Origin of the sequence: Cupriavidus cauae (assembly GCF_008632125.1) — a bacterium.
Lineage (GTDB): Bacteria > Pseudomonadota > Gammaproteobacteria > Burkholderiales > Burkholderiaceae > Cupriavidus > Cupriavidus cauae.
In genome coordinates this window covers 413,888-427,920 of the sequence record NZ_VWRN01000053.1, presented here as the reverse complement: position 1 = coordinate 427,920, position 14,033 = coordinate 413,888, and the positions used below count along the sequence as shown (strand labels likewise).

The following is a 14,033-nucleotide window of genomic DNA, read 5'->3' as shown; positions in this document are numbered from 1 at the left end:
CGCGCCGTTCCGGCAAGGGCGAATTAGTAGGGTCAGGCGCAGCCAGCGGCGTCGTGGCACGCGCATCATCCGGGATTGCGTGCGGAAATCTCGAATTCGAAGCACTTGCCATTGCGCCGACCCGCCGCATGGACCTCGATGTCGGTGAATCCCGCTTCCTGCAGCAGCCTGCCAAGGTGCGACGGCGTGAACATGTTGAAGTGGAAGTCGCCGTCGTAGTCCTGCGCGCCGTACATGACTTCCCGCATATCGTCGTAGTCGTATCGGCCCGCTCCGTACTCGCGAATCATCGCTTCCGCATCGGGCACCACTGCTGCAAGCTTGCCGCCCGGCTTCAACAGTGATTTCCAATAGGGCAGCAACTCGCGACGTAGCTGCTCTTGTGGGAAGTGTTCGAGCATATGGGAGGAGAAGATTTCGTCCACCTCCCCGCGCTCGAGCGGCAAATTGCTGACTTCCGAAACGATATCGACTCCCGCGAGATCGCGGCGGTCGACATTCAGATAGCCTTCCAAGGGAATATGCCCGCACCCGAGGTTCAACCGCAACTGACCTTGGCGCGCCGCTGTCAGTTTGTCGCCATTGACCACCTTGGGTTCGACCTCCAGCGTGTCGCCTTCAGTCGACGGCGACGATCCGCCATGCCGCATTTCGTACATCAGTTCGCGTCGCACGAATTCGACTCGGCCAACTAGATAGTCGACAGTTTCGTGCGATTGCTTCAGCGCATTGCGCATGCCATCGAGTTCCTCCTGAATGGCGTTGAGGCGAGGGGCCCAGGCCTCTTCCTTCGAGCGCAGTTGTGCCTCGATGGCATCAAGCCGCGCTGTCGTGGTGGCCGGATCCCAAGCCTGAACTTGCTGCAAGTGGTTCAGTTCGCGGCGCATGCTACGCAGTGCCACGGGTACCGAGATGGCAAGGTTGCTCTCATCGCGTGAAACGATGGTTTGCTGATGATTGAGATGTGAGATGGCTTCCAGCAGCGTAGGCACTTGCTCGTTGACGAAACGGCGTAGCGTCGCAAGATCCTGGAACTCCTGCATGACCATGTCACGGGTCTGTGGGCCGCGCCAGGTCGCAACGCTAACGCGGACGAGTCGCCCGACGAGAGGCTGGTCGGCAAGACGGCGAACTGCCTTTCGAATACGTTCGCGAAGCGGAACGGAAGTGGAAGCGGCCATCGGTAAGTCGGTACTGGTCTTCATAAGGGAGAATTTCGGAGCGCACGAGCGCACTGACAGGGCGATTCTACTTGAAGGGCCTGGTGGTGTCCGAGGCGGAAACTGTTTGAAACGCCTGGGAAGGCAGTGTCGAATGCGCCAGTTCTTTGTACAACCGTATGTATTCGTGCGCCATCCGCGTGGCAGTGAACCGCTCCTCGAAGCGGGCGCGCGCGCGCATGCCCATCGCCGCCACCGCATCATCGTTCCGGGCGAACCAGAGCAAGGCTTCGCGCAATGCGTGGACGTCGTCCGGCGGCAATACCAAGCCGGTTTCCCGGTCCAGATTGACGAAACTCGTTCCGGTACCGATCTCAGTGGAGATCATTGGCTTGCCGCACATCGCCGCCTCGACTAGCGTGACGCCGTAGGCTTCGGAGCGCAAGTGCGAAGGAAACACCATGGCGCGTGCGAGTGCGATCAGTGCCATCTTGTCCTCGTCCGTCACAGCGCCGACAAAGATCACGCGATGCAGGCCGGCCGCCTTTGCCTGTTGGCGCAGGCGCTCCTCTTCAGGTCCAGCGCCCACGATGACGAGCGACAGACCGGTTTCCCGAATGGCCTCAAGAAGTATGTGCAATCCCTTGTAATACCGCAGGACCCCAACAAAGAGGAAGAAATTCTCCCCCACACGCTCGCGCCATGTTTCTCGGATGGTGTTCGACGGAGTGGGAAAGCTCTCCTCGTCGACCCCGATCGGGATGACGGTCACTCGTTGCCGATGCCGCTGCAGTATCGTGCTGCTTTCCGCGTAGTTGGGAGACGTCGCGACAATGGCGCCCATCGATGCCAAGAAGCGATGCATCAGTGGACGATAAATGTGCATCAGGGCCTTCTGTCGGACCACGTCGGAGTGATATGTCGCCAGTGCCGGCTTGCCTGCCGCGGCTGCGAGATGCAGCAGGTCTCCGAAGGGCCACGGGAAGTGGTACTGAATTATGTCGGCCCAGGCAGCTGCCTGACGAAACTCGCCGAACGCCCGCAATGACATCGCGTTGGACGCGATCTCGATGGTGACGGGGGCGCGCAACACTGGCACACCGTCCTGCTCGATGCGAGGCGTCTGCCGGCCCTGCCTGCTCACGGTGAAGATCTTCGCATCCACGCCCAACTGCCGCGTCGACAGTGCAATCTGCCGGATCACCTGTTCGATGCCGCCGAACGTATCCGGGTAGTAGGTCTTGTAGACGTGAAGTACACGCATGATTCGTCCCTAGACCAGTTCGCGGTAGACCGCGGCTGTCAGCCTTGCGGTGTTGTCCCAGGACAGCGCCGCGGCGCGTTGCCGGCCCAGCGCGATGCGTGCGCGATTTTCCTCGTTGTCCGCCACGGCGTCCCGCATGGCCGCCGCGATCGCTTCCACGTCGAGCGGGTCGAACTCGATCGCAGCGTTGCCGGCGACTTCCGGCATCGAAGACACGTTCGAGCACGCGACAGGAATGCCGCAGCCGAACGCTTCGAGGATCGGGATGCCGTACCCCTCATGCAGCGAGGGGAACACGAGCGCGCCGGCTCCGGCATAGACCAGGCGCAGCTTTTCCTGGCCTTTCAGATCGTTGAGCCAGACCACATCGTAGCCGTCATGCTGCGCCTGGCGGATCGCCGCGATATCGTCGTCGCACGACCAGCCCGAACGCCCCACCAGTACCAGCTGGCGCTGCTCTCGCGTGGATGCGGGCAGGGTGCGATAAGCCTGAATCAGCCGCCCCACGTTCTTGCGCGGCTGCAGCGTGCCGACAAAGAGGAAGTAGCCGGGCCGCAAGCCAGCCGACTCCTGCATCGCGGCCACCGCCTGCGCATCGGCCGGCTGCAACCATGCCGCCTCGACCCCATTGGGTACCACGGCAATGCGGTCCTGCTGCACGCCGAAATACTCGATCAGTTCCGGGACTGCGGCCTCGGAAACCGCGATGATCTTGTCGGCATAGCGGGCGGCATGCCGCATCAGCGCATTCTTCAGTGCGCGCAATCGCGTCGAGGCCCACTGCGGATAGCGCAGCGGAATGGCATCGTGCAAGGTCGCGACGACGGGGCAGGTCATCCGTATGCAGCGGTAATCGGTGACGTGCACCAGGGCCGCCGAGTCCGGCGGTCGCACGGCTGCACCGAACATGGACAGCACCAGCTGGGCCGGATACGAGCGCGGCATCGCCATGGCCTGCAACCGCTGCGCAGGTACCGCGCGGGTCGGAAAGGACATCGCTTGCGGTGCGATACCGAGGGCCGGAAGCCTGGATTGCAGCGCCTGCGTGTATATCCCGATGCCGTCCAGGATCCCGCCGTTCAATGCAGGCTCGAGGGTATTGGCCGTCAGGCCGATCTTGAGCGCACTCATGAGTCGAGACGATCCTGGCGCAGCCCGCGCATGACCCCGCCCAGGCGGTAGGCCAGCAGGGGCCAGGCCCGGGTCCGTAGCCACTCCGATTGCCGCGACGCCGTATTGGCAAGGATCTCCGGATTGGCCAGCAGCGCCACGATACCGCGCGCGATGTGGTCCGGACTGGTGCCCGGCAGCGAGTGCACGATTTCCTCGACGTCGCTGAAAATCGGCAGCGGCGTGCATACCACCGGCCGGTGGGAGGCGATGCCATAACGGACGGCGCCACTCGCCGACTCGGCGGTGTTCTGGTACGGGAACGCAACGAGGTCCGCGCAATCGAGCAGCGCGAAGCTCTTGTCGTCGGGGAGAAACTCGGTGCAAAAGCGAACCCGGTCCGCGCAGCCAAGCGACGATGCGAGCGACTGGCAGCGCTCGTGGACTTCGCGGGAGACATCGCCCGGATAGAGTGCATTGACCAGCAGCAGCATGGCCTTCGGCCTGGCCTGGAGGATCTGCGGCAGGGCTTCGATCAACTGCTCCAGACCCTTGTGCGGAAGCATGAAGCCGTAGGCGGCAATGACCTCGGCATCGGCGGGAATACCGGCTGCCGCTCGTGCGACGGGCACCGGCGTGGGAGTGCGGGCGGTGACGCCGTGCGGGAACAGGCAGACATTGTCGACCAGGCCGAGCGCCTTGAGCCGATTGACGTCGTCCACCGAATGCACGACCAGCCGATCGGCAAGGGACAGTTCCGCGCGGATATCCTTCAGGCTCGCCTCTTGCCCGGGCGTCACGATGTCCTTCGTCGAATGGAAGGTCACCAGGACCGAAATGCCGCGGCGGTGGCAGAGGCGGATGACCCGGCCCAGGCCTTCGGTGGAAAGGAAGCCGAAGTTGTACTGGACCATCAGCGTATCCAGATTCGCCGCCTCAATCGCCGCGGTCAGCTTGTCCACCGTTCCGTGGCGGTTGGTCCAGCATCGGTTCACACGGTCGTCGTCGGGCTCGACGGTTGCATCGAGTTCGGAGGCGAAGATCGTCACATCGAAATCGGCCGGATTCAGATGGCGCAGCAGAAAGCTTGAATACGTCGCAATGCCGCACTTCGCATTCCACGAGGAAACCCAGCCCAACCGCTGGCGGCTGTTGGCGAGCCCCGTCCGCGATGCCAGTTGCGCGTCGAGTTCCACGAGACGCTTCGTGGCGAGGTTCCAACGCAACTGCTGTGTTGCCATGGCTTGTGCCGTCTCCGTGCGCGCCCGGCGTTCGCTGTCCGTAGCCGATGCCACGGCTCGCATCTGGCTGCGCAAGCTGGCCAGATCGGGTTCGACCCACATGGAGTCCGCGACGCCGAGATGAGAACGCGCGGCGGCGAAGCGGTAGTCCACCAGCCATGCCGTCTCTTCCGTACAGAAGTCGGCCTGGCCGCCATAGGCGGTGGTGATCACCGGCAGGCCCTGCAGCATGGCCTCGGCCATGGGCAGCCCGAAACCTTCACCGCGGCTGGGTGCAACGAAGGCATCGCAAGCCTTATACAAAGCCTGCAGGTCCGCGTCGGGCACGTCCCGTTCGATCAGCACGATCCGGGGGCAGCCGGGCATGGCCTGCAGCTCGCGCACCTGCGCCGCCACGGTATTATGCGGATTCGGGAAGGTCTTGATGACGAGCGTTACGCCGGAATCGTGGCGAAACTCCTCGCAGTACGCTTGCAGCAACACGTCGGCGCCCTTGCGGGGAAAGCACGACGAGACATGGAGAAAGCGGAAGCCTTCGGGCAGGTCCCACTGGTGCGCGGGAGCGGCGTCGGCTGCGTGGTGGTCCACGCCATGGCCATACACCGTAATCGGTATATGCACGCCGTTGTCGCGCAAGACCTTCTTGACGAAGGTCGATGTGGCACCGATCCCGTCGAGCCATGTATTGAACTGCATGACCCATTCGGGAGGCAGCCCGCTTTCTTCCCAGGCAAAACAGAGCAGGTTGCGGTCACCCCGCATGTCGGCGACGCGCGGCGGATACAGATTGCGTATCAGCGTGACGGCCCGGCTGTCGTCCGAGCGGCGATCGACCAGTTCGGCAAGCCCGTCGATGGCTTCCAACGCCCGGCGGTCTACCGGGTAGTCGCCGTTGCCTTCGGTCGCACGTGCCGCAACTTGTGTCGGGGCGAGCGATTCCATTTCCAACGCCAGGCGGCGATTGACCAGGGCCAGGCTATAGCTGGTCTCCAATGGACCTTCAAACTGGTAGCGGGGCACTGCCGCTGCCACCTGTTCGTCCAGGGAAAGCGGCGGACGTGGGAGTCCGATCGAAGCAAGATAATTGCCCAGTTCCCGCGTCAGTGCGAGGGGCGACAAGGCGGCGACGCGTTCCCGTTGTTTCGCCAGCACGCTGGCACGCAGTTGGCGGTCCAGGCAAAGCCGCTTGACCAGCCCCGCGATGGCGCCATGATTGCGCTGTCGGACCAGGATGCCCGCGCCCGACAGCGTGGCTGCGACATTGCCGCTGTCGAAGGCGACCACGGGGACATCGAGTGCCATGGCTTCGATCAATGGCACACCGAACCCTTCATGCTCGCTCATGCAGAGGAACACGTCCGCCGCGCGATACCAGGCGCCCAGATCCTCGTCGGACACTTTGCCGGTGAACTGCACGAACCCTTGCAGTCCCAGCTCTGCGGTCAGCCGTTGCAGGTCTTCGTAGTAGGGATCGCCCGCATCGTAGCCGCCCACGCAGACCAGCCGGATCGGCTCGTCGCACATGGCGCGAAGAAAGGCCATGGTCTTGATCAGGTCGGCATGCCCCTTGTGCGACGAGACCCGACCGACGAACAGTACCGTCAGAATGGACGACTCGCGCAGCGCCAGTTGCCGGTTCCAGGTGCGATCGCGCACCTTGTCCACGTCCAGGAGCAGCGGCAATACCGTGACATCGTCATAACCGGCTTCACGCAGTTCGCTGGCGTTCAGCTCGGACACGGCGATCGCGCGCTCCATCACCGGACGGAAGTCGACCAGTTGCTGCCGCCCTTTCTGCGCGTAGTGGTGGAACGGATTGCTCGGCGGGAAGAACGAAGCGGGCGTGATGTTGTGGTAGCAGAGGATATTGCGCCCAGGCAACTGCAGGATCCAGTCATCCAGATCGTGACCCATCGAATGATGGATCAGGAGGACGTCGCCAGGATTCCTGTTCAGAAGATGGTGAGCGTGGAGTTCGCCCGCAAGCTCGGGCGCCACATGTTCGGCGTAGATCTCCGATTCGAAGCCAAGCCGGCGCAGCATGCTCCGGATCATCAGCATCGCATTCGTGACCGCATCGCCGACAGCGGAGCCCGAGTGGAACTGATGCACGGCCGGCCGCGCGATGCTTCCCGCCTGCGCCCGCGATGTGGCAGCGGGCATGACGTTCTGGTCGGCAGTGGGCAGAGAAGTCTTGAATGCGGACATGGATCAGTATCGCTCGGCTTCCCGAGGCAGCCCGGCTAGCGGCCCGGCAGCACGGCGTCGAGTTCCCGTTGAATGGCATCGAGCAGCGCCTGCGTGTCGTCGGGCGTGCCGTTCATCGAAAGAAAGCCTGGATCCACCGGCTCGGCGCTGGCAACGGCAAGCAGGGAGGCGATCGGGATGGTGTGGCTGCGGCCGGAAAAGTCGAACTGCCCGGCGTACTCGGAAGGCTGCCGATCGCTGGCTGCGCTCAGGACGCGGCCAGCGGTGCGTTGCCACAGCCCCGGAAAGCAGGCCCTCAACCAGCGGGCGACCGGCAATACGCCGGGGAAACCCTTGGCGTGCCGCATCAGCCGCCGCAGTACCCGCCGCAGAATTTCCTTCCAAGGCAACGCCTCGGCTCCGTGGCCGATGCAGCGCTTGGCGAATGCCGATGCCTTGCGTGTAAGCGGATGCGTTTTCCAGGTCATGGCGGAAGCGGCCCCGCCAATGGCCGGGGCTCGTAAGCGGCTTAGTTCTGTACGCGACCGTACTGGTCTTCGAAGCGGACGATGTCGTCCTCACCCAGATACTCGCCGCACTGGACTTCAATCAACACGAGGTCGATCACGCCCGGATTGATCAGCCGATGCCGGTGTCCGGCCGGAATATAGGTGGACTGGTTGGGCTGCAACGAGATCGTCTTGTCGCCGTTCACCACGTCGGCGCTGCCGCTGACGACGATCCAGTGCTCGCTGCGGTGATGATGCATCTGCAGCGACAACTGTGCGCCGGGCTTGACCACGATGCGCTTGATCTTGAATCTGTCACCTTCCTCGAGCACGGTATAGGTGCCCCAGGGCCGGTGCGCGGTCCGGTGAATCCGATAGCACTCGTGGCCGCGCTTCTTCAATTGCCCCACGATGTGCTTGACGTCCTGGGTGCAATCCCGGTTTGCCACAAGCAGAGCATCGGGGGTGTCGACGATGATCAGGTTATCCACGCCGACCGCGCCCACCACCCGCCCTTCGGACTTGATGTAGGAGTTGCTTACTTCGTGCAGCAGCGCCTCGCCGTAAATCCGGTTGCCATGCGCATCTGGCGGCGTCAGCTCGCTGATGGCCTCCCAGGAGCCGATGTCGCTCCATCCCATATCGCTGGGGACGACCGACACGCGCGACGATCTTTCCATGACCGCGTAGTCGATCGAGATATCGGTGGCGTGGCGGAACGTTTCTCCGTGCAGCTCCGTGGAGGAGCATCCGGCCGATTCCGACGTCACACCTTGTTGCAGACTTTTTTCGCAGACGGCCAGCAGATCCGGCGCGTGCGTCGCGAACTCCTCCAGGATGGTCTTCGCCGTGAAGCAGAACATCCCCGAATTCCACAAATGGCGCCCATCGGCCACCAGTTGTTCGGCCTGGGGCAGCGACGGCTTCTCGACGAACCGCTTCACCGGTACGGCGCCATTGCCGACGCTGGCCTGCTCCACCTCGATATAGCCGTACCCGGTCTCGGGAGAAGTGGGCTGGATGCCGAAGGTGACGATGCGTCCTTCGAGCGCGGTCTCCGCCGCTGTCGCCACGGCGGTGGCGAAGCGCTCGAGATTGTTGACCAGGTGATCGGCGGGCAGGACCAGCATCACCGCGTCCGGTCCCACCTGCGCCTGCACCCACAGGGCCGCCGCAGCGACGGCGGGGGCGGTATTGCGGCCCATCGGTTCGAGCAGGAATCGCAGCGGCACCCTGTCCGCGTTCACTTCCTGGCAATCATCCCGGGTCAGGAAGTAGGTGTCACGATTCGTGACAACGAGCACCTCGGACACCTGCGCGCCATGCGTGGCGCGCAAGAACGTCTTCTGCAGCAGGCTTTCGCCGTCCGACAGTTTCAGAAGTGGTTTCGGGAACGCTTCTCTGGAGACGGGCCACAAACGGCTGCCGGCTCCCCCGGAGATGATCACGGGAACAATGTGCATGCTGACCGATCCTGTATGGAGGTGGGCGATTATAGTCCCTTTGGCATTCGTTTGAGCACGCGAGCAGGCTCGAATTCTTTCGAAGTGTAACTGCGGCGCTCTGCGCTTCACGTTTGCAACCATAATCAACTGGCTTTTGAAGTGCCGGTTACGGGCACCCGGTAAAACGTCCGCTTTGCGCGGACTCGTATAACATCCATGTTCACGCGGACATTCAGTCCGTTTGATCGCCACGGCAGAAAATAGAAAGCACTGGCTGCACGGAATAAGCGCTTGCGGGCTGTTGTTTTTTTGCATCAAGCGTCGTGCGGCCCGCTGGGAAGAGGCTGGGGATGCGGGGCCGGCCACGGACTGGCGAAAATCGTGGTCACCAGCGGTGTGCTCCAAGGTATGCTCGCAGTCCGCACAGCGCCGGGCCGCGTTGGCAATGCTTGCGTCGGATCATACTTGACACAATGTTCGATTTTTTTTGGGTTCCCCTGTTCTGCTTTCTGGCAACCGCGTTCGCGGTGGTCCTGCTGCGCCCGCTTGCCATTGCAGGCGGATTGGTGGATCGCCCCGATGCCCGCAAGCGGCACCAGGGTGAAGTGCCTCTGGTCGGCGGCATCGCCCTGACCATCGCCATCTGGGCCGGTTCGTTGATCTTCATGCGCTCGCAGGGCTACTACGTGGCGCTGCTGGCGGGTCTGACACTGCTCGCCATCGTCGGGATCGCCGACGATCTGCGCGGTGTGTCCCCCGTGGCGAAGCTTGGTGCCCAGTTTCTTGCCGCCATGCTGATGACGTCATGGGGCGGCATCTATCTGCATTCGCTGGGTGATTTATTTGCACGCCGCGAGATTCTGTTAGCGAATTGGGGAATTCCGATGACCCTGTTTGCGGCGGTCGCCGTAACCAACGCGATGAATATGTCGGACGGGCTCGACGGCCTGGCAGGCGGATTGGCGGCGATAATCTTCAGTTGGTTTGCGTATTTGGCGGGCGAGGTCGAAAATGGCGCCGCGCAGCGGATATGCATTATATTTACCGGGGCGATTCTAGGTTTTCTGATTTTCAATATACGCAACCCACTGCGCGGGAAGCATCGGGTCTTTCTTGGGGACGCCGGCAGTCTTATGTTGGGGTTCGCTATTGTATGGTTCTCGGTCCTGCTATCACAAGTGGAGTATAATGCACAAAAGAGCGTGCCGCCGGTCGTGATGCTGTGGGTGCTCGGCTTCGTCCTGATCGATCTGTTCTCCGTCGTCGTACGGCGCGTCATGAAGGGAAAGAACCCGTTGTCGGCGGATCGTACGCACCTGCACCATGTCCTGTTGCGTCTGGGGCTGGGACCGGATGCGATCGTTCTGGTCATCCTCGTCTGTAATGCATCGCTCGGACTTTGCGGCGTGCTGGGCTGGAAGGCCGGGCTGTCCGAGCAAACGTTGTTCCTGCTTTTCCTGGGACTGGTGGTCTTGCACTTGCTTGTGATGCGCAGTGCGTGGCGCATCATCCGAATCGGCAGACGGATGATCAGCCGGGTCAGAGCGCGCCACTAGGGGCCCGCCCTATTGGCCCAAGTATCTGGCGCAGCCAGATTTCAACTACCGTAGTCGATTCGAACCGGGCAGCCATTCGGACCGCCGCTTCCGACATCGCCTGTGCGCGATCGCGATCCGAGATCGTCGCGCAGATGGCATGGGCCAGGGCGGCAGCGTTGTCGACGGGCGCCAGCATGGCTGCGGCGCTGTCGCGCAATAGCTCCCTTGGCCCGGTCTCGCAATCGGTCGCCACCACGGGCAAACCGAACGCCATCGCCTCTATCAGCACCACGCCGAAGCCCTCGTAGCGCGACGGCAGGCAGAACAATGCCGCCTGCCGATACAGGGAAGCCACTTCGGTCCGCGCGGGCTGAAACTGAACATAGCGTTCCAGACCGCAGGTCTTGCGCAATGCGAGCAGCTCCTGGCGCAACTCCCCGTCGCCGACGATATCGAGTCGCCAATCCGGATGCCGCTGCGCCACCAAGGCCCACGCCCGCAGCAGTACATCGAACCCTTTCGCATGCGTCAACCGCCCCACCGCCAACGCCACCTTCGACGTCCGCGGCGCCGGCTCGGAGGGCATCGCAAACGGCAACGCATTCGGAATCACCACCACATTCCGCGCGCCCAACCCCCGTTCCCACTTCTCCCGATCCCGCTGCGTCAGCACCACCACATGCTCGCAACTGCGAACCGCCAGCCGCCGCGCCAGCCGTCGCGCCCGTCGCCCGAGATCCTGGTCGAAGTTGCAGTGCTCCCAGGCAATGCGGCGCACGCCGAGGCCCACGCATGCCGGCAGCGTAAACAACGTCAGCATCGTATCGACCTCGATCAGCACCTCGATCCGATGCCGCTTCAGATACCGCCGAATGCCGAGGACCGTCGACAGATACCGCGTCTTGAACGAAGGCCGCTGCGCGAACAGCGCATCGTGTCGCACCGCCGGTTCGAGTTCGAAGCAGCTCGCGGCGTCCCACAGGCTGAGGATATGCACCGTGTACCCGCGCCGCGCCAGCTCGTTGGCGATCACCGCGGTCATGCGCTCGGCGCCGGCGAATGCGTTCAGCGTCCCGGTCAGGAAGCAGAGGGTCGGCTTAGTGCTCATGCGCTGCCCTTGCCGTCCGCAGCGACGTGGCCGTCCGGCAGCGCCACCACAGCGCGAGCCCGATCAGGACCGCGAATCCGTTGGCCAACGCATACCCTGCGACCGCACCCCATATGCCATAACGCGGCACCGCGATCAGGTCGAAAATCAGGATCATCGCCAGCGTGCCGGCCCATTTCAGCGCGACCCATTCGGGCTTGCGCAGATACACCGGCAGCAGGGTCAGGCCGACATCGACGAACACCAGCGCGGTGGCGAATGCCGCGACGCGCAGCAGCCCGACGGCCGCGCCGAACTGTTCGCCATAGAGCAGATGGATGATCCAGTCGGCGGCAGCGGCGATCACCGCCGCGCCGGCCAGCCCCACCGCGCCGAGCAGCAGCGCCAGGCGTCCGACATTGCGCCGTGCCAGCACGGGATCCGCTTGCCCGTAGACATAGACCGGCGCGGCGCCTGCCGCGATGATGGTCGCCGCGGCCGCGTAGTTGTCGAGGATCTGCATCGTCGCGGCATAGGCGCCGAAGTCTGCGAGCGGCACCAGCGGCTGCAGGATCAGCTGATCGACGCGGCGCGCGGCCATCATCATCATGAAGCTGGCCCAGAACAGCGTTCCGCCGCGCAGCAGTTGACCCGCCAGCGCGGAATCGACCGCGATGCGCCGGTGCGGCACGCGGCTCAGGTAGTAGCCGGCGAGCAGCAGCGCCAGCACCACCGCCTCGACCGCGAAGGCGCTGGCGAAGGCCGGTGCGGCGCGGCTGCCGGCGGTGAACAGCAGCGCCACCATGCCGGCCTTGATGGTCAGCGAAATCAGGCTGAACACGGTGGCCGGCCGGTTGTTGGTATGCGCCTGCATCCAGGCACCGACCACGCCAAACGGTTCGCGCAGCAGGATCGCGATGCCGAGCAGCAGCGCCACGGCCCAGACCTCGGCGGCGGCGCCTGCCACGGCCAGGTAGCCGCACATCAGCGCATAGCCGAGCAGGCCGCCGAACGCGCGCAGCACGAAGGCGTGCGCCAGCAGGCGATGCTGCGCTGTGCTGGCGGAATCGGCGACCAGCCGCGGCACCACCACTTCGCTGCCGCAGATCAGCGCGACCGACGCCGCGATCGTGACCACGGCCTGGGCATACTGGAAATGCGCGAAGCCTTCGGGGCCGAGCGCGCGCGCCAGCATCGCGACGATGGCGATGCCGGTGACCACCTGCAGCCCGCGCTCGGTCAGCATCCACAGCAGGTTGCCGGCGACCCGTCTGCGCATCAGGCGGTCCCCATGCGTGCGTGGGCCTTTGCAGCGGCAAGCGCGGCGTAGCGGGCCAGCCATTGGTCCGCGATGGCCTCGAGGCCGAGCGAATCCGCGATATGCCGATGCCTTGCCGTTTCCTGTGCCAGGTCGCCGCGCCCGTCGCGGAGTGCGCGGGAGAGGGCGGCCGCCAGTGCGTCGGCATCGCCGCGCGGTACCACCTGCCCAAAGCCGTCGACCATCTGCGCGACACCGGCCGCATCGGTCGCCACCACCGGGCAGCCGCAGGCCATCGCTTCGCCGACCACCAGCGGCATGCCCTCGATGTCGGACGACAGCGCAAACACGTCCGCCGCGTTGAGCAGGGCCGGGACGTCGGCGCGCGTGCCGAGCAGGCGTACGCGGTCGCCAAGGGACAGGGCGGCAATGCGGCGTTCCAGCGCGGCGCGTTCGGGGCCGTCGCCCGCGATCAGCAGTTGTGCGGAGGCAAGCGACGACGGCAGGCGGGCAAATGCCTCCAGCAGCAAAGTCTGGTTCTTCTCGGGGACGAGTCGTCCGACATGAAGCAGCAGCGGTGCGGCCGCATCGAGGCCCAGCGCCGCGCGCGTCTGCGCCCGCGCCGTGCCATCGGGCCGGAACCGTGCGGTATCGATGCCATTGGGCATCACCGCGATGCGCCCCGCCGGCACCGCGCCGGCCGCGATCATTCTTTCCCGGCCTTCGGCGCTGACATGCGTCGTCAGGCCGGCCCAGCGATCGGTCAGCCGATAGGCCAGCATGCGCGCCGTGCCGCCCTCGCGGGCACTGTGCGCGGTGCAGATCAGCGGCGGCATCGCGCGCGCCGGACCGGTCGCGATCAGGGCGCGGCCGAACAGGTTGGCATGGACCATATGCGCGTGGATGACGTCCGGCCGCCAGTGCTGGACGAAACGGCGCATCTGCCGCAGCGCCCGCGCCATCGACCACGGCGATTTGCGCATGGCCAGGTTCAATGTCTCGATCTCGGGCGGCAACGTGACCTCGCATCCCGGCGTCAGGCTGGCCACCGCGACGGCGTGGCCGAGTGCATCGAAGCGGCGCGCGAGCGCGGCGACCTGCTGCTCGGCACCGCCAAGGCGCAGGCCGGTGGTCAGCAGCAGAATGCGCATCGGCGATCGCGACAACTGCGGCGATTCCGTGGAGGCGGACGAGGCGGACGAGGCGGACGAAGCCGGCGCGAACGGCGAGCCAG

10 protein-coding genes are annotated in these 14,033 nt (G+C 64.4%); 1 reads left to right on the top strand and 9 read right to left on the bottom strand.

Features of this window, described 5'->3' with window-relative positions; all coding sequences use genetic code 11:
* Positions 1 to 65: 65 nt before the first annotated feature.
* The 6 genes from F1599_RS20980 to F1599_RS20955 are packed head-to-tail and all read right to left on the bottom strand — an operon-like array spanning position 66 to position 8,934.
* Positions 66 to 1,205, bottom strand: coding sequence for a class I SAM-dependent methyltransferase (locus F1599_RS20980; protein WP_190286421.1), 1,140 nt, complete (start codon positions 1,203 to 1,205; stop codon positions 66 to 68).
* 43 nt (positions 1,206 to 1,248) lie between these two features.
* Positions 1,249 to 2,424: a glycosyltransferase gene (locus F1599_RS20975; protein ID WP_150084351.1), complete on the bottom strand. Its 1,176-nt coding sequence runs from the start codon at positions 2,422 to 2,424 to the stop codon at positions 1,249 to 1,251.
* Positions 2,425 to 2,433: 9 nt separating this feature from the next.
* Positions 2,434 to 3,639 (bottom strand): glycosyltransferase family 4 protein, encoded by a 1,206-nt coding sequence (locus F1599_RS20970; RefSeq protein WP_223819793.1) that lies wholly within the window; start codon positions 3,637 to 3,639, stop codon positions 2,434 to 2,436.
* A complete protein-coding gene (locus F1599_RS20965) occupies positions 3,552 to 6,983 on the bottom strand; it encodes a glycosyltransferase family 4 protein (RefSeq protein ID WP_150084349.1) in 3,432 nt (1,143 codons plus the stop codon). Before F1599_RS20965 ends, F1599_RS20970 begins: the two co-directional genes overlap by 88 nt.
* A gap of 35 nt (positions 6,984 to 7,018) precedes the next feature.
* Positions 7,019 to 7,450 (bottom strand): hypothetical protein, encoded by a 432-nt coding sequence (locus tag F1599_RS20960; RefSeq protein ID WP_150084347.1) that lies wholly within the window; start codon positions 7,448 to 7,450, stop codon positions 7,019 to 7,021.
* Between the two features lie 41 nt (positions 7,451 to 7,491).
* On the bottom strand, positions 7,492 to 8,934 hold the full coding sequence (locus F1599_RS20955; RefSeq protein WP_150084345.1) for a mannose-1-phosphate guanylyltransferase/mannose-6-phosphate isomerase: 1,443 nt from the start codon (positions 8,932 to 8,934) through the stop codon (positions 7,492 to 7,494).
* Positions 8,935 to 9,389: 455 nt separating this feature from the next.
* Between F1599_RS20955 and F1599_RS20950 the strand changes: the two genes are divergently transcribed.
* Positions 9,390 to 10,472, top strand: coding sequence for an MraY family glycosyltransferase (locus tag F1599_RS20950; RefSeq protein WP_150084343.1), 1,083 nt, complete (start codon positions 9,390 to 9,392; stop codon positions 10,470 to 10,472).
* Here F1599_RS20950 and F1599_RS20945 read toward each other — a convergent pair.
* The 3 genes from F1599_RS20945 to F1599_RS20935 are packed head-to-tail and all read right to left on the bottom strand — an operon-like array spanning position 10,456 to position 13,950.
* Positions 10,456 to 11,562 carry a glycosyltransferase family 4 protein gene (locus F1599_RS20945; protein ID WP_190286420.1) on the bottom strand — a complete coding sequence of 369 codons (1,107 nt, stop codon included), beginning with the start codon at positions 11,560 to 11,562 and terminating at the stop codon, positions 10,456 to 10,458. The genes F1599_RS20950 and F1599_RS20945 overlap by 17 nt on opposite strands.
* Positions 11,552 to 12,820 (bottom strand): lipopolysaccharide biosynthesis protein, encoded by a 1,269-nt coding sequence (locus tag F1599_RS20940; RefSeq protein ID WP_150084341.1) that lies wholly within the window; start codon positions 12,818 to 12,820, stop codon positions 11,552 to 11,554. The genes F1599_RS20945 and F1599_RS20940 overlap by 11 nt, the downstream gene beginning before the upstream one ends.
* On the bottom strand, positions 12,820 to 13,950 hold the full coding sequence (locus tag F1599_RS20935) for a glycosyltransferase (protein WP_150084340.1): 1,131 nt from the start codon (positions 13,948 to 13,950) through the stop codon (positions 12,820 to 12,822). The genes F1599_RS20940 and F1599_RS20935 overlap by 1 nt, the downstream gene beginning before the upstream one ends.
* Between the last annotated feature and the right edge of the window lie 83 nt (positions 13,951 to 14,033).